We start from the raw sequence: 19,654 nt of genomic DNA, 5'->3' as shown, positions 1-19,654 counted from the left end.
AAGTTATTAAAATAAAGCATCCGCCAAAACGTGTATTAAAAGTGTTACTTCGCATGCGCCTGTGGCAGCAGGATCTCAAAACTGGCCCCGTTACCGGCCTCAGAATAAATATTCATGCTGCCTTTTAATGATTCTACCAGATGTTTCACCAGCGCCAGCCCGAAGCCATAGCCCTGCTCGCCACCCGTGCCATCAGTTGATCTTGCCGTTCCGCTCAGTATCTTTTCAATAGCTTCCCGGCTAAGGCCTACACCGGTATCTGAAACGTTTACCTGCAGTATATTTTCCGTAGTGCCTTGCTTCAAACTAAGATCAACCGAGATCTTGCCATGGGGCGGGGTAAACTTCATGGCATTTGAGATGAGGTTACCGATGATCTGCAACAATTTATTGCGCGAGAACGGAATATTGGCCGAATCAATAGAGGTATTGATGGTAAAACCAATACCCTTGGTACGTGCCTGCGGAGTATATAACTGCTCCAGTTTTTCTTTTAATACCAGCAGGTTAAACTCGTCACTTTTCAGTTCACGTCTGGGGTTATCAACGGTAAGTATCTCATCGGCCAATTCCAGTAATGAGCGACCGCTGCGTTGTATCAGGTTAATAAACTCCAGCACCTCATCCAGTTCGTTCTCGTGCCCCTGGTCGCTTATTACCTGCGCCAGGCCAATTATCCCGCCCAACGGACCGCGGATATCATGTGCTACTTTCTTTTTAGTTTCGTTGGCTTCCTGCAGTTTACTTTTAAGCCCGCTAATGATCTTGTGGGCACGCAGGCGGTTCACTATCTCGTTAGCGATGATCTTCAGTAGCTCAACCTTCTCGGGCGGTAAGGCTCTTGCATCTTTATCCAATACACATAAAGCACCAAGATTATTACCATCCTCAGTCCGCAGCGGAACGCCGAAATAATAACGCAGTTTGGGTTCATCGGTTACATAACCTTTATCTTTAAAACGATCATCGGCAGCAAGGTCCTGCACTTCAAAAGGGTCATCGCCTAAGATAGTATACTGGCAAACAGTTTCTTCGCGGGGAGTGGGTTCGGTTTCCAAACCGTGGTTAGTGATACTCCACTGGGTAAAAGAATCGATAAGGTTTACCAGCGAGATCTCGGTACCGGCAACTTTGGCGGCCAGTTTGGCCAGATCTTTAAAACTATCCTGAAAGCTGGTATAATCGAGGTCGTAATCGGAAAGTTCTAAAACCCTCTCCATTTCGTTATGTGGTATCGGCTGCTGTTGCATGGTATAATTTAGATGTCTCTAATTTCTGTTATTGGCCGGTATTTCAAAATACCCTTACCAACAAAAACATTATTTTTTTGCGTAAAGTTTGCCTTTGGGCATAATAGAGAGTTGAGCAATAACAATACCAGCAGCAAAATGAGGTGATAACCTCAAATAAAAGAAGCCCCTTGCGGGGCTTCACACTATCCAATATAACACATCCTAATCAACGTATTCTCCTATTAGTCGGTAACTATTACCTTGGCATTTACCATGTTGCTGTGGAAGGTACAGTGGTAGGTAAATGTGCCCGTTGCAGCAAATGATTTGCTGAACTTAGCACCGGTAGCAAGGCTGCCGCTATCAAACGCACCGGCATCTTCGGTAGCGGTGTGCGGTGCCGAATCGCTGTTTGTCCAGGTTACACTCTCGCCTTTTTTAATGGTAATGGTAGCCGGCGAAAAGGCAAAATCTTTAATACTTACTGCATTGGTACCACCAGTTGGGTTTGTTGGGTTGGTGGGGTTAGTTGGGTCGGTAGGCGTAGGGTCGCTTTTTGATTTTGAGCATGCCGCAATAGCAATTACAATTACAGCGAACATCATGGTGATGCCTAAAACGTACTTTTTCATATCAAATGTATTTGGTGTTGTTTTGATATGATTACGCTGGCATGGTTAAGGATGGTTGCCTGAGGAGCAAAAAAAAGTTGACTCACCCCCTGCCCCTCTCTGAAGAAGCCCCACCCAAACCCTCCCCGGGAGGGAGGGCTTAAAGAAGAATGTTTTAAAGTCTCCCCTATTGGGGGGGGGGGGGAGATTTAGAGGGGGCTCAAATATGACACTAACCTCAACTTTATATTAAAATAACCCCTAATTAATACTGATGCTTTTTTTAACTTTGCGCTCCTTTAATTTATATAGTGGTAACGAAACGGAAAAGGACAATTAAAGAAGCTTGGGTAGCTGCCCTGCAATCGCCAAAAAAGCGCGATAAATTGCTTATAGGCTCGGCTATTATTGCTGTAATGCTGTTGGGCATGCCGTTCTTTTTCAACTATATCCAAAACCGCCAGGGCGCTTTACTTAACGATTGGGTGCTGGAGCATCTCCCGGCTCATGATGTTTCTCCTTACATTTTTACGCTGATATGGGGCATGGGCCTGCTCATCCTTATAAGAGCTATGTATAACCCGGTTATCTATATCAACTACGTATGGTCGCTGATATTTATTAACCTTACCCGGATGCTCACCATCCTGTTTATTTCCTTAGATCCGCCAAAAGGGCTTATTCACTTGATAGACCCACTTACAAGTGTTTTTTACGGCAACACCGATATCACCCGCGATCTGTTCTTCTCGGGCCACACCTCAACCATGGTGCTGATATTTCTTTGTTTAGAAAAACGTAACGACAAGATACTGGCCTTTATCTCAGCAGCTATCGTGATGGTTTTACTGCTGGTACAACATATCCATTACACGGTTGATGTGGTGGTTGCGCCCGTTGCCGTTTACATTATCTACAGGCTGGTTCGCCGCATTTTTAAGATAGACCGCCTAACCAACTTAGAAGATTAACTTCCGGTTATTTCATTTTAAACTTGTGTAAACAGGCAATACCTGTATTTTTGGGTTGATACCAATCATACCTGTTTATGACTACCCATAACCCACGCAGAAACTTCCTTAAAACCGCTGCCATTGCCACCGTTGCTGCAACTGCAGCACCTGCTGCCAAAGGTTTCACCATATTACATAAAGACAAACCCGCCGACGAGCAATTGATAGGCCACAACGGTTTTACCTACAAGGTTGATAAGAGCTGGGCTAAGATAAGCGTAAACAATACCCCGCTGGCTAACTGCCACGAGATGGTGCAGGACAGCAAAGGCCGCCTCATAATGCTGGGCGATCATACACATAACAACGTGCTTATTTTTGATAAATCGGGCAAGTTGCTTGATTATTGGGGCACATCGCTACCAGGCGGTCACGGACTCACCATCAGCAAAGAGGGCGGTGAAGATTTTCTATTACTAACAGATTGCGGCTGGGCTTTAGACCGCACGGGCAACACCTACGGGCAGGCAGGACAGGTTTTAAAGACCACCACGGATGGTAAGCTGATTTTCGCTATAGGCCACCCGCGTACCATTGGTATTTATAAGGATGATGAACCTTTTAAACCTACCGAAACGGCCGTTGCCCCTAACGGTGATATTTATGTGGCCGATGGTTATGGTTCAGATTATATTATCCAATACGATGCAAAGGGTAAGTATATCCGTCACTTCGGCGGGCACCACAACAGCAATCCCGACCATAACCTGCGCAATGCTCACGGCATAACCGTTGATACCCGCGATAAGAATAACCCTACCCTGATATGCACATCCCGCGAGGAAAATTGCTTTAAGTTATTCACCATGGATGGCAAATTCATTAAACGCATAGATATGCCGGGCATGTACGTTTGCCGTGCCGTGATAAACGACAGCAACATTTACGCCGGTGTATGCTGGTCAAAAAATGCCGAAGGAAAGCAGTTTGACGGCTCGGGCTTTGTTACTATTCTGGATAAGGATAACAGAGTGATCTCTAACCCGGGTGGTATGGCACCGGTTTACAAGAACGGTGTACTACAGCAAACCCTGCAAGCCAAAAATGCCACCTTTATGCACGGCCATGATGTATGCATTGACGAAGATAAAAGCATCTATGTTTGCCAGTGGAATGCCAACCATACCGCGCCGGTGAAGCTGACGCGGGTGTAGCCTTGGATCGCTTTATTATCAGCATTCCATTAGGAATGTTGGTGATTGATATGAGCCGTCAGTGGATGTTACTTTCTTTTTTTCCGCTAAAAAGAAAGTAACCAAAGAAAAAACTCGCGACTTGGTAACGCGCTACAATGTTTCTGCTTTAGCAATACAGTGCTATCCGCACGTTACGCTATGTCGCATTTTTCCGGGAGCGTCCCGTCCGTGCTTTTTCTTTCCATTTTGCGCGTCAGCAAAAAAGCTTCGGACAAAAGCGGGCGGAACAATGGTGGCCTCGTGCGTGGTAAGGGCATAGCAATACTTGCCTGAAGCGATGGCCAGATGCGAACGAAGTTGCGGCAAGATTTTGCAGCCCGTGGTTCCGACCGATTTGCAGGGAAAAGGCCTTGTGCGAAAAGAAGCCTCTTTGCTGTATGATTTTTTGTTACTTTTTCATCAAGGAAAAAGTAATAGGCCCCTGCGGCTATGAGCAGACTGACGTTAACTTTTCACACAGACTTTTCCTAAAGAGATTGCTTCGTTCCTCGCAATGACGCTTGGGATTAGCATCGGGATTAAACAAGTAGAGACGCGGGGTATCGCGTCTCTACAATATCTGTAAATACTGACAAAATCCTGTCAGTCACCTTAGACCAGTGTTTATTTCCTCATTTCACCTTATAAGTTTTCTTCTCAACCCCTACGCCGGTAATTTTTAACGATTTCCAGTTAGATGGCAGTGCGCTTTTTATCTGAGTGATCCCTGTCGGGGTAATGTCCAGCCCGCCGAAGCCCATTAGCATAGCCTGGATAATGCCGCCTGCACCTGTAGCAAAATACGGATTAGTGCCACCCTTGGTCTCCGCTATCACACGGAACGGCGGGTTAAGGTTTGGCTCGTATGCATCCTTAAACCAGTGGTAAGCTTTCTGGCCGTTGCCGAGGCGAGCGTATAACAATGCGAATACACCCTGGGTCATGGCTGGTGTGCCTTCGTTAGGTACTCGGGTTTCGTAGTATTCCAGGTCGCGTTTTATTTGGGCAGGGTCGGTAATGGTTTTAAGCGGATAAGCCAGCAGGTTCACATCGGCTTGTTTAATACCTTCGCCTTTGTATTGGGTATGCTCTTGCGTAACGCCGTTGCTCATTTTAAGGATCGGGATATTGTTGGCTACATGTACCCAATCGCTATCGGCCTGCAGGCCCAATATCTGCGCAGCAGCAGTGGCATTCATCAGATTAGCTTTGGCAGCAGCGTTAGTGAATGCGTTGTTATCGATATTCTCGGCCCATTCATCGGCAGCTACTACGTTTTTGATATCGTAATGACCGGCACCGTTGCGTTCTACCCTGCTTGCCCAGAAATCGGCCGTGGCAGATAGCAACGGCCAGCCGCGATCGCGCAGCCATTGTTTATCCTGCGTAACGCAGTAATACAACCATGCAGCGTTGGCCACATCGGCACTGATGTGGTGCTCAAACGGACCGCTCAAAGCCCAAACAGGCGTTTCCTCTACCCCACTGTCGGCACTTTCCCACGGGAACATTGCGCCCTTATAACCGTGCGAGAAAGCATTTTTGCGGGCATTCTCCAAACGCTCAAAACGGTACTCCACCATTGATTTCGCTATCTCAGGATGCAGCACCAGCATGGCGGGGTACATCCAAAGGTCGGTATCCCAAAATACGTGGCCGTTGTAACCTAAGCCCGATAAGCCCATGGGTGATGGCGACAAAGCCGTTCCGGCACGCGAGAACGAATACAGGTGATACAGCATGCTGTGTACATCCTGCTGGGCTTGTGCATCGCCTTCGATCTGGATGTCACTTTTCCAAAGATCATCCCAAGCCTTATTATGGAACTGGATGAGCCTGTCTTTTCCTTCCAGCTTGGCGAAGATGGTTAAACGCTCGGCTTCATTCAGCGGGTCGGCATGGTGGGCCGAGGTGATGGATGAACCGGTAACACCATACTTGTAGGTTTGCCCGGCGCTCATGGCCTTGCTGAATTTCATCAGGTGCATGTTGTTGTCCCACATCTCGTGAATAACGCGCGGCTCTTTACCATGCTCCTCGTTAAATAAAAATGATGTTGATGCACAAAGCTGCAGTTTACCCGTAGGCGATTTTGCGGTTGAGGTGAGCAGGCTGATGGTAACATGCGGGCGGTCTATCTCGTTGTAATAGTTCTGCACTTCTTTCAATGCATCCGGTGCTTCCATTACGCTGGCAGCGGTAATGTTGATGGCCTTTTTGGCGGTGATGCTTACATCAGTTAAAACGGTAAACGGCAGCTGGCGCAGCGAGTAATACGTGTATTTGATGGTTGCTTTATCGCCATAATCAAAAGTGGTGGTCATGGCGGCGTGCTGCATATCCAGTTCCTGGCGGTAGTTGCTTACCATTTTGCCATCGAGGCGCTTACCATCCACTTCAAGGTACATATTCAACAGGTTAAAGCTGTTGAGGAAATTGCTAACACGGCCACGGCCATAAAGGTCATACGCACCGGCCAGCACTACGTTCTTCACCTTAAAAGGCTCGGGAGACGATACAATGCCTATCATGCCGTTGGCAACGGTGATGCCGTAATAGTTGTTAGGGTCTATCTTATCTGCTTTTATCACCCAGGGGCTAACGTTTTGTGCGTACACACCTGCGGCTAAGGCCATGCCGCTAAGCAAAGCAAAAAATCTTTTCATATAAGGTTAGTTTACTTGATCTTCAGTTGTAATTTTTGGTTCACCAGGTCGCCAATTTTTATACCTGTTTGGGTACCAATACCGCAGGCTATTTTGTAGTGGATACCACCATATACGCGCGACATTGAGGCTTCCTTAGCCGCATCCCTAAATGACTTGAATGACCGTGCAGGAATCCCAAATTCAGTCTCAGATGAATCGGTATAAGGCTTATTATCGCCAAAGCTATCAGTCAAAGTCTCGGCCGCAGCTGCTGAGATAACCGCGTGCCCACTGATATACTCAGGGAATGGTGGTGTTTGGATATGCGGTTTCCAGTTAGGATCGATCAGTTTGTTGATCACCGTTTCGGGGCGCACGCTGTTGGCTTTATATTTTACGTACCAGCAGTTGATAAAAGCATCAAACAAAGCAATCGACGCTTTGGTATAAGCGGCAACCGTAGTATTAAAATCCGCCTTTGCCATTTTGGAACCGATGCCGGCAATGTTCATCCAGTGCCCTGCGGGACCAAACTTTTTGGTAGCAAACTGGGCATGACCTATCACATTCAGCTTAAAGGCGTTATCATCCCAAAAATCGGCCATGTGGGTTTGGTCGGCGGTGAGGCTGTCAACTTTGCCTTTTACGTACATTACGTTTTTATAGAACACACTGTTCTTATCTGTCATGTTATATGCCGGTGGCTCGGGTGCAGGTATTTGTGAAGCCGAATCCAGCGCCATCGGGCGGATCTCGCCCCAGTGCGGCTCAAGCGCTTGTGCGTACATGGGTGGAGTAGGGATCCAGCGGCCATCCTTGCGTACCACATTGTATTTACTGGCCGATCGGGTGGCGGCGTAGTTATCCTTTTTGCTCCATTTCATGATGGCTTTGGCAACCGTATCAGAGTATGCTATCGAGTTTTCGAACACTTCAGAGGGCATGCCTGCATCTTTAATTTTGTTCTTCAACTCATCCACATATTTGAACATGCTTCCTTCGGGGAAGGTAACAGCGTTGCCCACGTAGCAGAACGAGAGTAAAGAAGCAAAATGGAAATCTATCTCCTTACCTTTCTCCGGCTTTGGCATGGCGGGCATGTGTTTTATCTGGCCTGCTAATGAGCGGTAATGCTCAGGGTCGCCGGCGGCGATAACCTCATAGGCGGCAATATTGGCGTATACATAGTTGCGCGATGCAATTACCGGCGGGAAGTTATTTTCCAGCACAATATCATTCAACCGTTTTACGGTAACACGGTAAAGTTCAGGGTCGTTGGTAACCTTTTTATAGTCAGCGTTTTTGCATGATGCAAATAGCAGTATCGAGGCGGCAAATAGTATCAGGAAACGTTTCATAGCTACAGGGTTTTAACCTTTTCTATATTGGCGTTATTAAATTCAGTTCATTTGGTAACCAGCATGAGTTTGCCATCATAAGTAACGGCAATAAAGCACGTACCTGTGGTTGTTTTGTACGGATAAATGCGGGTTAATTCCTGCGAGTTCAGCAGATCATTCAACCAATACTCCGGCTTAGCGAATTGCTTTGTGGCTTTATCGTAATGCGTTGTAACCAAACCTAAAGCATCATACCGGCCCTCGTAAGGCGGCACCTGCCAAAAGTTGCCACTCAGCAAAATATCCCCTTGTTTGTTGTTCAGCGGTAATATGTTACGTACAGGGGCTTGCTGATACAAGTATGGCAGAGCCACAGCTGCTTTTGCGTTCAGCACGTTGCTCATGAACATGGTGCTGAACTGGTTGGCTTCCATCCTACCCTCGTCTGATAGCTTATCTTTAAAGATCTCATCGGTGGTTTTATCGGCCATTTTCTGGTAACTCAAAAACTCTTTTTTAATAAATGGCAGCTCCATCTCCAGATCATTCTTAGGCCTGAATGGATAGTACTTGCCCTGATAAAAATAAGACAGGATCAAATCGTTCTTTTCATTCTTATCCAGGTCGGTATTGTAGGCATACAGCGGCTGCTGCGGGTTAACGTTGTATTTGTTATTAAGTCCCCAGTTGCCTGCCAGCAGGTCGGCTTTGCCGTCGCCGTCAATATCCGTTACCATGGCGCTTTGCCACCAGCCTTTTTGTGCATCTACAACAGGATTGGCTTGTTTAACCAGCTTCTTATTCTCGTTCAGGAAGATCTGCACCGGCCGCCACTCGGCAGTGATCACTACATCCTGTTTACCATCGCCATTTACATCAGCGGCGTTAACACTGGTGATGTGTTTTATTGAGGTGATATCCTTGTAGGCGTCTTTTGGCGCTAAGGTAAAATTGCCGCCTCTTGTGTTCAGCAACACTACAGATTCGGCTTCGGCAGTGTAATTTTCAAAGTTTATTCCGTTCACTAATAACAGATCTTGCAAGCCATCGCCATTAAAATCATAGGTAAATAAGGCCGAAGGTTGCACGGTAACCATCGGCAAGGCCTTCGCCTCGAACTTGAAATTGCCTTTGTTAATATACAACCTCGGCTGCTTGCGTTTGCTCACATCAACAAAAGGGTTATCAGTGCTTAGCACCACAATATCCTGCAGGCCGTCGCCGTTTACGTCCAGCCAGCGGGCATCAACATCGGCCAGATCTTTTGAGGCCGCAAATGCATCAACCACAACTTTTATAAAAGTGCCATCCCTGGTGCCTGCCAGCAGGTATTTCTCTTCGCCGGCTATGCCGCCAACGTAAATATCATCAATACCATCATTGTTCGCATCGGCAACTGCAATAGCGGGTACATGCGGCATGTAGCCGTGCGGCAGCAAGCCATAGTGATTAAAATCAAGCGATTCGGATGGCTTAACGCTGCCGAGTGTATCAGCCTTAACATCAACATAGGTAAACTGCTTATCCTTGCTGATAAACTGGTTTATCACAACTCCTATATCTGCGGTTGTTTGCGTATTTTCTTTTTTGTACCCGATAACAGATTTCTTACCTGTTGTAAAATCTTTCACCAACTGGTATGAGTTATCGGGCCATATCACCAGCATCTCTACCGGTTTATCCCCTTTTGGGAAAGTGAACAACAGGTTGCTTTGCTGGGTGCTTGCGTAGGCCGTGCTGGTTTGTATCTCCTGGTGATCTACCTGTTTTTGCGAGCGTACAAAAAATTTAGCACCTATGGCATCGGGATTTTGTTTGGTGTATTTGGTGCTCAGTTTTATGTATGATGGTTTGGCCTCTTTGGCATTCTCCATCGTCATGTTTTGGTAAATGAATGCGGGCTCATCCATGTTGTTGGTTACCAGTTCAAGGTCGCCATCGTTATCCAGATCTACAGCCACGGTACCTGATGACATGGACGGATCAACCATATCGTTACCATCAGATATATCGTCAAATTTCAGTGTATCATTACCATGGTAAAGGTAGCTGTGTACCTTACCGCCTGGCATCAGGTTTATTTTTTCGCTATCAAAAAAACGGCTGGTTTTAAAATCCCCGGCTACACTTGGGTCGTTAAGATATTTAAGGTAATCGATATCATTCAACCGCTTTTTTATCCCGTTTGAAAAAAACAGGTCTTTGTACCCATCCATGTCAAAATCCTGCATAATAGGCGACCATGTCCAGTCTGTAGCCGATACACCTGCATACAGGCCTATATCCACAAACTTTTTGCCGTTGCCCACATTTAGCTGCAGGCAGTTTTTTGTGTATTGATAATGATAGCCCGATAGCACCTGCTGGTTATTAATATCCAGCGATTCGCCCATTACAGTTGATTTAAGGGCCGCTAACTCCCCGGGGAGCATATCGGTGCTAAGCACATCAAGGTGGCCATCTTTATTTATATCGCCAATGGTGTTACCCATACTGTAAAGACTGGTATGGCCAAAAGCACTTTTCAGCTCTTCTTTAAAAGTGCCGTTGTGCTGGTTGATGTAGTAATAATCCTGCTCAAAAAAATCGTTACTAACGTAGATATCATCCCAACCGTCGTTATTAAGATCGCCTATACTTACGCCGAGGCCGTAACCGATGGCAGATGAGTAGATGCCCGAGCCGTCGGTAACGTCAGTAAACCTGCCGCCATCGTTTCTGAAGAGGTGGTCACCCGCTTTTTTATCAACTACCAAACGCTGGGTGGCATCGCCATAAGAGTTGTTATCATGCACTGATGAAGTAAGCAGGAACATATCCAGGTCGCCATCCTTATCATAATCAAAGAAACAGGCTTGTGTAGAAAAACCTTCAAAATCCAGCCCATATTTAGCAGCAGATTCGGTAAAGGTCATGTCGCCATTGTTGATGTACAATTGGTTTTTACCGGTAAACCCTTTATAGCCGCTTACTACTGATACGTATATATCTTTAAAACCATCGCCATTAATGTCAACCACGGTAACGCCGGTTTTCCAACTACCGGTGCCTGCAAGGCCGGCTTTTTTGGTAACATCTTCAAACTTAAGGTTGCCTTTATTTAAATAGAGCTTATTCTCTCCTTCGTTTGATACGAAGTAAAGGTCTTCCAGTCCGTCGTTATTAAAATCGGCAGAAGCTACGCCCGCACCATTGTAGAAGTACAGGTAATCGAGAATATTGAACGAAGCGCCTTCGGTGTTTTTGTTTACAAACTTTACGTTGCTGCCATCAGCGGGCAGCTTTTTAAATATACTAACCTTGCTTTTCTTAGGGTTGCAGGCGCTAAAAAAAGTAAGGCAAATAATCAGGGTGAAACAAGCACTAACCGGTATTCTGAAAGACATTTTTATTGGTATAACTCTTTAAACATACGGAACTATCACCTGCATATCAACAATAGTTTCATCATTGGCCGGTAACTGGTTATTTATAAATGTTTCATAGGGTTTTGTTTGCTGGTGCATGTTATGATCTGCCATGTAAAGGTACAGTGCGCGGTAAAGCTGTTGCCGGTCTTTATACTTACCTTTAAACGTACCCGCCAGCACTTTACTGCCGGGCATTTGCATGTATTGCACCGCGCTATCTGCATGTCTTTCGCCTTGAATGGCGATGCCAAGTATTAAACTGGTAGAATCTTTTATAGCAGAAACATACTGCAAACGCAACTCGCCCGTTTTTAACTTTAGTTTAGCTGCAACATTTTTAAGGTAATTAAGCGTTGCGATATTATCAGGACATACGCTGTCGGTTAGATACTTGCCATCTTTTACAATCAAAAACTGATCTTTAGTAGTTTGCAGTTTCATTGCAAATCCGTAATAAGACAACGGATCTTCAAGGTAATTCTTAAGATCATCGATAAAAGTTTCATCACCATCGCCCCCGGCTATTGCCTGTAGATAACCTAATAATTTATAATGCCGGCTGATGATCATATCCGTAACATTCATTTTCGGATTTGCAGTTACCACACACTGAAAGGAACCTGCCCCTTTGTTACCGGTTATATTAACATTAAAAGCTGCTAAACCTATGGTTCTTAATTCAATTTTAGACGACCGACCTTTGATCTTAAAATTATTTACACTATCACCTTGTACGCTGGCACGCTCCGTTTTTAAATAAGGATACCATTTAGCCCAGTTTTGGGCTTTAGCCAGGCCCTGGTAAACGTTAAAGTATGACGAATTGATGGTTAGTTGCCGGGTTTGTACAACAGGGATAAGGGCTAATGCGGCTGCCAAAAATAATATACCCGCAGGTATAAGCCATTTCTTCATGTAGCAATATAGAAAACGATATAAAAAGAAAACGTGCTATAGTTTAGTTTAAAACTAAATATAGCACGTTTAACTTCTAATTGGTATTAGTTACCCGGGTAACCTGGGTTTTGTTTCAACTTGTTGTTGGTGATCAACTGCTGTTGCGGGATCGGATAAATAAAGGTGTGTTTATCCGGATCTGCTGTTTTCTTTGGCTCTCTTGCGCCGGTGAAATATGGCAGGTTGTCAGCAACCTCAAACCTGATAAGGTCGTTACGGCGCCATCCTTCCCAAGCCATTTCAAAGCCGCGCTCATCAAGTAAACGTTGAGGTGTAAGCTGTGCAGCTGTTAAAGGAGTAGTTAAACCTGCTCTGCTTCTTACTTGATTTACAAGCGTAACTGCAGGGCCTGTTTGTCCTAAGCGCAATAATGCTTCTGCTTTCATTAGTAAAGCATCACCAAACCTGAATATTACACCATCGTTGCTAACATCGCCTTGGGTGCCTGCCTGCGGAGCGTATTTTATACCACGGGCACCTGCAAATTTAAATGCAGTAGCAGGGTTGCTCAGGTCGGTAAAATCGGGGTTTAAAATTACATTAACACCGGTGCTTTGGTCTTTTAACAATTCGCCGTTAGAGCGGTACTGCTGGCCGTAAGCCCACATTTTTTTCCTGGCATCGTTATCTGCAAATTTATTGAAAAACGCAGGTGGCGCACAGAAACCGTTATAAGGTGTATTGGTTAGATCATAAGTGTAAATGTTGTTATAATTTAACGTGTACATCTCAATACTGTTACCACCAATATTGATGTTATCAAAAGGCACAACAAAGATATTCTCTGGCGAGCCTTCGTTTAATGTAGCAAAATTTGATAAGAAATCACTTGATAACGAGTATCTGCCAGAATTGATCACTTTATCTAATGCATCACTGGCTTTTTGCCATTCGGCAGTGCCGGTGTAAACCTGTGCATTAAGGTATAGTTTTGCCAAAAGCATGTAGCCACCCCATTTTGTCATGTGGCCATAAGAGGCGTTCATACCTGTAGCAGGCTCATCAAGTTTTTCAACGTTATCCAATATGTCTTTAACCAAAAAGTCATAAACTTCTTTACGGGTAGACTGGGTGATCTTGGTAGGGTCGGTATTAAAGTCGGTTACCAATGGTACGTTACCAAACATGTCCATAAACATGAAGTAGTAATATGCCCTAAGCACTTTTATCTCGGCAATAGATTTTTCGTAGTTAGCAGGCTTTTGCGCATCAGGGAGTGTTGCCAGCGTGCTTAATACCAGGTTACATTTACCAATACCATTGCTCAGGTCTTTCCAACCATTGTTAATATTATCAATAGTGTAGTCAAAGGTGTGTAACCATATTGATTGCCATTTACCACCGTCAAACCAGTCGTTACCCCTGGTTGGTACTACCAACTCATCGCTTGATGCTTCGTTGTTTTGGAACACCGCATTAGCCGGGATCTGTGTCATTGGTGTATAGGCTTGCGCTACAAACGCATTAAGCTGCTGTGGCGTTTTAAAGTAGTCTACAGGCAATACCTGGTTGTGAACCGGGCTATCCAGCTTTGTACAGCCGGAGATTATTGCCGCCGCCGCGCACAAAGCAGGTAGTATATATGATAATTTCTTTTTCATCTTTTTTGTATTTATGTCAGTATTATTTGAATGATACGTTAGCACCTAATACGAATGCCCTTGTTTTAGGATATGATGGTATAGTACCAACGTTACCATCAACGTAGTGAGAAACCGGTGCAACCTCAGGGTCTAAACCTTTGTATTTAGTGATAACAAAGATGTTATTACCGGCAAGGTAAAGCCTAAGGTTAGATATACCTTTTATGTTTTTAAAGGTGTAACCCAACGAAGCATTATCTAAACGCAGGTAAGAAGCATTTTCTAAGAACCTATCAGACGAACGTACATCTGTGTTGCCGCTGGTAAGCGCATCCTTTGTTACGTTATTATCCGGTAAACGAGATAACGTTGTAAAAATAAGCTGCGGGTTATTATACACTTTCTGACCGTAAACACCTCTGAAGAAGAAACTTAAGCTCCAGTTATTGTAGTTAAATGTGTTGCCTATACCGTAGTTAAACTTAGGGTTAGGGTCAATGTAACGGAAATCAGAACTTAACTGAGATTCGCCTTTATCATTTACACCTTCAAAATGTTGCAGGTAAAATACATCAATAGGGTACCCCGGTTTAAGGTATGTTAAAAATACTGAACTTAAACCACGGCCCGATGCAGATGAACTAATGATCTGGTCTGAAGACAAGTTAAAGCCATTATAAGAGCCTGATAGGCTGGTTATCTTGGTTTTGTTAAAGGTTATCTGTCCGTTCATGGTCCAGCTAAAGTTTGTGCCTTTAACTACCTGGCCGGTAAGGGCGATCTCTAAACCTTTATTGGTTAATGAACCTACGTTTGCGTAAATGTTATCCACAAAGAACGGTGGCGTAGGTACAAGATACCTGTAAAGCATTTTGTTTGTTTTATCGTTGTAATAGTTAATATCACCCGATAAACGGTTGTTAAATAAAGAGAAATCTAAACCAATGTTTCTACCAACACGTTCTTCCCATTGCAGGTCGCTGTTTGGGTTTTGTATGAAGGTATAAGTAGAAGGGTATTGGAATGAGCTACCACCATCAAAATATTTCTGACCGGCACCATATAAGGTAATGTTTTGGTAAGGATCCAAAGCGCTTGAGTTACCCACTTTACCGTAACCTAAACGTAATTTGATATCATCTACCCAGCTAACATTGTTTAACAGGTCTTTTTTGAAACGGTAAGCTACGTTAACAGCCGGGAAGGTACCATACTGACTGTTTCTACCAAATTTATCAGAACCATCACGACGTACAGACGCTGTTAAATAAAACCTGTTATCGTAGTTGTAGTTTAAACGCGCCAGGTAAGAGATGATCTTGTACTCGGTTTTAGAAGATGTGATCTTGTTTCTTGATGCATCACCACCTTGTAAAACGTTGTCTAAGTTCTCTGGTACAAGGTAGTTATAGCCTTGTGCTTCAAAACTCTCATCCTGGAAATCATTAAACTCATATACTGCAGTTGCAGATATATTGTGTTTACCAAACGACTCATTGTAATCAATGTGTGCATTGCTTTGGTACGAAGTTTTGTTATAGCTCTGCTGACGTGCTGTATTCAGGTTACCTTCGTTTGTAAATGTTGGCTGAAAATAATGCGTTAAAGTATTATCATGGATGTAAATACCGGTAGCACCTATCTTTAACGATGGCAAAAGGTTGTAATTAGCAGAGAAGTTACCTAACGTTTGGTAAGTTGTACCTTTGTTGTAAGTTTCAAGCAAGTGGTACAATGGGTTAGCCAGGTCAAAATCTTTAAAAGAGTTATTGTAAGTACCATCAGCATTATAAATTGGCTGAGTAGGTGGCGTATTGAAAATGTAACGCTCTGTTACCGCTCGATCGGTAAGCTGATCGCGGTAAACCGTAGTATTTGACAGGTTTAATGATAAAACTAATTTATCATTAAGCGCTTTTTGATCAGCATTGAACCTAAAGCCCAATTGCTTCCTGCCATTGTTTTTGATAGTACCTTCTTGTAAAGAATAGTTTACCGAACCACGATAGCTAAAGCCATTTGCACCGCCAGATACTGCAATGTTATTGTTATGCGTAAGTGCAGTGCGGGTTATAGCACGTTGCCAGTCTACATCACCACCTTTTAAATACTTGCTTTGATCTACGCCCGGGATATCTTTAATAGCGTTTGCATATTCAGTTGCGTTTAAAAGATCGTAGTATTTAGATTGATTAGAGATACCTACGAAACCAGCATAATCAATTTGTGCACGACCCTGACGGCCTTTTTTAGTAGTTACCAAAATAACACCGTTTGCACCACGAGAACCGTAGATAGAAGTTGCAGATGCATCTTTTAATACGTCATAAGATTCGATATCTTCCGGAGAAAGGTTTTGGAACTGCGAGTTACCGGTAGTAGCAACACCATCAATTACAAATAAAGGGTTTTGGTTACCAGAGATAGAAGTTTGCCCGCGGATAGAGATACCGGCATCCTCGCTGTTAGGGTTACCACCTTGCTGGGTGATATTAACACCCGCAACTTTACCCTGAATTTGGGTTAATGGGTTAATAACCGCGCCCTGGTTGAAATCTTTTGAGCTAATGCTTTCAACCGCACCGGTTACGTCCTTTTTACGTTGAGAACCGTAACCCACACTTACTACAACAACTTCGCTAAGTGCCGTAGAGGTAGATTGTAATGAAACGTTTACAGGAGCACCGCCTGTAGCAGCAACTTCCTGAGGGGTGTAACCCACAAATGAGAACACCAGGGTAGCACCGTTTGCAGGTACTGATAATTTGAATTGCCCGTTCGCGTCGGTGTTGGTACCAACCTGCGAACCTTTGACAACAACGGATACACCCGGCAATGCTGAGCCGTCTTTTGCATCTGAAACCTTACCTGTAACGGTTTTGTTCTGCGCCATCAACGGCTGAACAAACAAACAGGTAAGAGCAAAAAAACATAAGGTGAGTAAGTGTTTAAATTGCATAGTTTGTGGTTTAATTAATAATTGGTTATATAAAGTTCTTTGTATACGGATTGCTCTTGAAAGTTCACATCATACACCGCAAAACTTACCGGTCGCACCGGGGGTATTTCACGTTCTGCCAGGTACGCCCGGCTTAATAAGTTCTAAAAATTATATTGGTTATATTGGTTTATAATCTGCTATGCAGCGTGCGAAAAAAGTATGTGCTAAAAGCTTTTTACTTATTAAAACACTTTTTCTCTATACAAAGATGTGCGTCCTTCGCGGCATTCCCTACTACTTTATATCGTTTCAAAAAAAATATAAAGTTTTTAAATACTATTTTTTTGATTATCAAATACTTAACAATTAAAAATCACTTAAAAATATAAGTCAATTTAAGGCTTTTAAGCCTTTTTTACATCAAAAAACAGGTTTAAATAGTTCTTAAAGTATCACAAATGATACAATTTCTCATGGCTTTTATTCAACCGTGTCAACTGCCTTTATATCCATTATACGCTGCTCAAAAAGCTCGGGATTTTTAGCCTTGGCTTTAATGCGCATTTTATAAACATATATGGTATTAACAGAGTACTCCAGTATTTTGGCAATGGTCTCGTTATCGTTTATGCCCATCCGTATAAGGGCAAATATCCGCAGGTCGGTATTCAGCACTTCGTGTTCATGGGGCCATATCTGGTCTTTCTCTTCAAACTGTGAGTTGAACACTGCTATAAAATTAGGGAATATCTTCAGGAAGATATGATCAAAGCTGTGATATAGCACTTCGCGCTCCTTTTTGATGTTCACCGCGTTGATTATCGCCCTGATATCATCATACTTTTTAATGGAGAGTTTGGTATCAACAGACATCTTCAACTTTTCGAGGTTGAGGATATACCCCGAGATGATCTTAAAGAACTGGCCAATATACTCTTCTTTAATACGTGCATCCTCAAGCAACTGGTTATTAACGCCTTTAAGCTGAATGTTTTGTTGCTCAATGATGCTTTCCTTGTGCTTAAGCTTGTTCAACTGCTTGTATATCATCACCAGAAAAATGATCACCAGTGATGCCAGGGCGGTAATGGCGCCTAAATATATAAGTATAGTACGCTTTTCGTTTTCAGAATGGTTCAGTTCCTCAGCAGCCAAAACGGGCAGTATAGCGCCTATCTGGATCTTGCGCTGGCGTGCACCGTAAAAATCGGCATCGGCCTTGGCTATTTGTATAAACTCGTAGGCATCTTTTACGTTGCCGGTTTTGTAAAGCTGTTCTGCCAGGGTATAAAGGGCCACCGTTTCGCGGGTGGATGATTTGATATCGGCAATTGCCGAGTGCATCAACATATCTATCCCCTCTTCTTTTTTACCCTCGTTTATATCGGCCACACCTAAAGAGCAGGCTATCATGGCGCGCAGGTGCATAGATATAGGTGCATCCGGTGCCATCAGTTTGTTCAGCTCTTTTGATCCGTTGAGGTTATCGTTCTCATTAATAAGCTTTAAGCCGTAGTAATAGATATAATCTGCCGAACCCGGTTTAGAGACGCTAAGCGCAGAGTCGGTATAGGCAATACTTGCACGGGTGTAACCCGGGCTGTAGTACCTGTCGCTGTTATATTTGGCCAGGTCGCCGTTGCAGCGCAGCATAATAAAATAGTACTCTTTACGCATGCTATCATTAAGCGCCTTTGAGTTTACCTGGTGCATAGCTTCAAATGCATCCTTAAACATACCCGATGACAGCAGGATAAAGCCCAGCTTGGTTTGGCTGTAGTTTATCAACTTTACATCTTTCATGGCGGCACTTATCTCTTTCAGCTTGTTCACGTAAACATAAGCCGAATCATACTGATAGGCTTTATATTCTTCGTAAAGTTTAAGGGTAATATTGTATTGCTTCGCATAATCAGTACGCGGGATGGCGTGCTGTTGCCTTTTTAGCTCTTGTATCCTTTGCTTCTTTGCATTTTCGTAAATATTCTTGCGGCCTATTTCTGCCTTTAAAGCGGTTAACAGGCTATCAGAGTCTTCAGCAAACACTACAGCAGGACACAACAAAACCAATATAAACAATACCCGGAGCAACACTTTCATAAATTGGCTAAAACAGAATCGATCAGTAATGTAAAATTGTGGTTCAGGGGTACAACCTTAACAATCGTAATATTAAGAATTATAGTTCGGATTAAAATTGGGCAGGGCACTTTTGTTAAAAACTTAATAAAAAAGCCCGCATCTTAAAAATAAGATACGGGCCAACGTATACGTTAACGCAGTTTTATTAAAAACCTGCGGAATTTAGCAGGCTAATGCTTTAGTGGCACACGGCACCCTTAGTGTATGGGCCGCCTGTTACGGTGCCATCCTGCGCGCAAACGCTTGTTGATTGCCCAACATCTAAGTGCTGCCTGCGCAAAGTACCATCACATTCTCTCCACTCGTATGTGGTGCTGAAACCCTGGTTGGTTGTTAGCGTGTAAGTGTAGCAAGTTACCAGCGGCGCAGCGGCCTGCTCTGTTACGGCAGGTTTACCTGCATCGGCAGATACGGCAGCCAGTACAGGCTTTTGCACCTCTGCTTTTTGCACAGCGTAATTTTTTGCTGCAGGCACTTTTGCGGTTTGGGCTTGTGCCATGCCCACAAAAGCGCATAGCATCACAACAAGTGATAAAAGGTTCCTTTTCATAATAAATAGATTTAATTGGTTTATAAGTAAATATACTTAACCTATTTATTAA

12 protein-coding genes are annotated in these 19,654 nt (G+C 43.9%); 2 read left to right on the top strand and 10 right to left on the bottom strand.

All coding sequences use genetic code 11. The annotated features are described in order from the left end of the window. Window positions 1-44 precede the first annotated feature (44 nt). Window positions 45-1,250, bottom strand: a complete 1,206-nt coding sequence (locus tag D0C36_RS16740; protein ID WP_117392819.1) for a GAF domain-containing sensor histidine kinase — start codon at window positions 1,248-1,250, stop codon at window positions 45-47. A 224-nt stretch (window positions 1,251-1,474) separates the two neighbouring features. Next, the gene (locus tag D0C36_RS16735) at window positions 1,475-1,864 is read right to left on the bottom strand and encodes a plastocyanin/azurin family copper-binding protein (protein WP_199502052.1); all 390 of its coding nucleotides are present in this window, start codon (window positions 1,862-1,864) and stop codon (window positions 1,475-1,477) included. A 290-nt stretch (window positions 1,865-2,154) separates the two neighbouring features. On the opposite strand from D0C36_RS16735, the gene D0C36_RS16730 reads away from it, so the two are divergent. Continuing rightward, entirely contained in the window at window positions 2,155-2,814 is a 660-nt protein-coding gene (locus tag D0C36_RS16730) for a phosphatase PAP2-related protein (RefSeq protein WP_199502051.1), read from the top strand. 77 nt (window positions 2,815-2,891) lie between these two features. Beyond that, entirely contained in the window at window positions 2,892-4,010 is a 1,119-nt protein-coding gene (locus D0C36_RS16725; protein WP_117392818.1) for a twin-arginine translocation signal domain-containing protein, read from the top strand. Between the two features lie 653 nt (window positions 4,011-4,663). On the opposite strand, the gene D0C36_RS16720 is transcribed toward D0C36_RS16725, so the two are convergent. The 8 genes from D0C36_RS16720 to D0C36_RS16685 form a co-directional block, all read right to left on the bottom strand. Beyond that, window positions 4,664-6,697: a glycoside hydrolase family 65 protein gene (locus D0C36_RS16720; protein WP_117392817.1), complete on the bottom strand. Its 2,034-nt coding sequence runs from the start codon at window positions 6,695-6,697 to the stop codon at window positions 4,664-4,666. Window positions 6,698-6,708: 11 nt separating this feature from the next. Further along, window positions 6,709-8,037 (bottom strand): vanadium-dependent haloperoxidase, encoded by a 1,329-nt coding sequence (locus D0C36_RS16715; RefSeq protein WP_117392816.1) that lies wholly within the window; start codon window positions 8,035-8,037, stop codon window positions 6,709-6,711. Between the two features lie 47 nt (window positions 8,038-8,084). Further along, window positions 8,085-11,405, bottom strand: coding sequence for a VCBS repeat-containing protein (locus D0C36_RS16710; protein WP_117392815.1), 3,321 nt, complete (start codon window positions 11,403-11,405; stop codon window positions 8,085-8,087). An 18-nt stretch (window positions 11,406-11,423) separates the two neighbouring features. Next, window positions 11,424-12,344, bottom strand: a complete 921-nt coding sequence (locus D0C36_RS16705) for a hypothetical protein (RefSeq protein ID WP_117392814.1) — start codon at window positions 12,342-12,344, stop codon at window positions 11,424-11,426. 86 nt (window positions 12,345-12,430) lie between these two features. Further along, entirely contained in the window at window positions 12,431-13,987 is a 1,557-nt protein-coding gene (locus tag D0C36_RS16700; protein WP_117392813.1) for a RagB/SusD family nutrient uptake outer membrane protein, read from the bottom strand. 22 nt (window positions 13,988-14,009) lie between these two features. After that, window positions 14,010-16,928: a SusC/RagA family TonB-linked outer membrane protein gene (locus D0C36_RS16695; RefSeq protein WP_117392812.1), complete on the bottom strand. Its 2,919-nt coding sequence runs from the start codon at window positions 16,926-16,928 to the stop codon at window positions 14,010-14,012. 462 nt (window positions 16,929-17,390) lie between these two features. Next, the gene (locus D0C36_RS16690; protein WP_117392811.1) at window positions 17,391-19,010 is read right to left on the bottom strand and encodes a DUF6377 domain-containing protein; all 1,620 of its coding nucleotides are present in this window, start codon (window positions 19,008-19,010) and stop codon (window positions 17,391-17,393) included. Window positions 19,011-19,230: 220 nt separating this feature from the next. Further along, window positions 19,231-19,602 (bottom strand): hypothetical protein, encoded by a 372-nt coding sequence (locus D0C36_RS16685; protein WP_117392810.1) that lies wholly within the window; start codon window positions 19,600-19,602, stop codon window positions 19,231-19,233. Between the last annotated feature and the right edge of the window lie 52 nt (window positions 19,603-19,654).

The sequence above is a fragment of the Mucilaginibacter conchicola genome, assembly GCF_003432115.1.
GTDB lineage: Bacteria > Bacteroidota > Bacteroidia > Sphingobacteriales > Sphingobacteriaceae > Mucilaginibacter > Mucilaginibacter conchicola.
This window is presented reverse-complemented; position numbering and strand designations above follow the sequence as displayed.

Bases quoted from the DNA above. Each gene is read 5' to 3' on its own strand.
- D0C36_RS16695 (WP_117392812.1), bottom strand. From the start codon at position 16,928: ATGCAATTTAAACACTTACTCACCTTATGTTTTTTTGCTCTTACCTGT.
- D0C36_RS16740 (WP_117392819.1), bottom strand. From the start codon at position 1,250: ATGCAACAGCAGCCGATACCACATAACGAAATGGAGAGGGTTTTAGAA.
- D0C36_RS16725 (WP_117392818.1), top strand. From the start codon at position 2,892: ATGACTACCCATAACCCACGCAGAAACTTCCTTAAAACCGCTGCCATT.
- D0C36_RS16735 (WP_199502052.1), bottom strand. From the start codon at position 1,864: ATGAAAAAGTACGTTTTAGGCATCACCATGATGTTCGCTGTAATTGTA.
- D0C36_RS16690 (WP_117392811.1), bottom strand. From the start codon at position 19,010: ATGAAAGTGTTGCTCCGGGTATTGTTTATATTGGTTTTGTTGTGTCCT.
- D0C36_RS16685 (WP_117392810.1), bottom strand. From the start codon at position 19,602: ATGAAAAGGAACCTTTTATCACTTGTTGTGATGCTATGCGCTTTTGTG.
- D0C36_RS16705 (WP_117392814.1), bottom strand. From the start codon at position 12,344: ATGAAGAAATGGCTTATACCTGCGGGTATATTATTTTTGGCAGCCGCA.
- D0C36_RS16700 (WP_117392813.1), bottom strand. From the start codon at position 13,987: ATGAAAAAGAAATTATCATATATACTACCTGCTTTGTGCGCGGCGGCG.
- D0C36_RS16710 (WP_117392815.1), bottom strand. From the start codon at position 11,405: ATGTCTTTCAGAATACCGGTTAGTGCTTGTTTCACCCTGATTATTTGC.
- D0C36_RS16720 (WP_117392817.1), bottom strand. From the start codon at position 6,697: ATGAAAAGATTTTTTGCTTTGCTTAGCGGCATGGCCTTAGCCGCAGGT.
- D0C36_RS16715 (WP_117392816.1), bottom strand. From the start codon at position 8,037: ATGAAACGTTTCCTGATACTATTTGCCGCCTCGATACTGCTATTTGCA.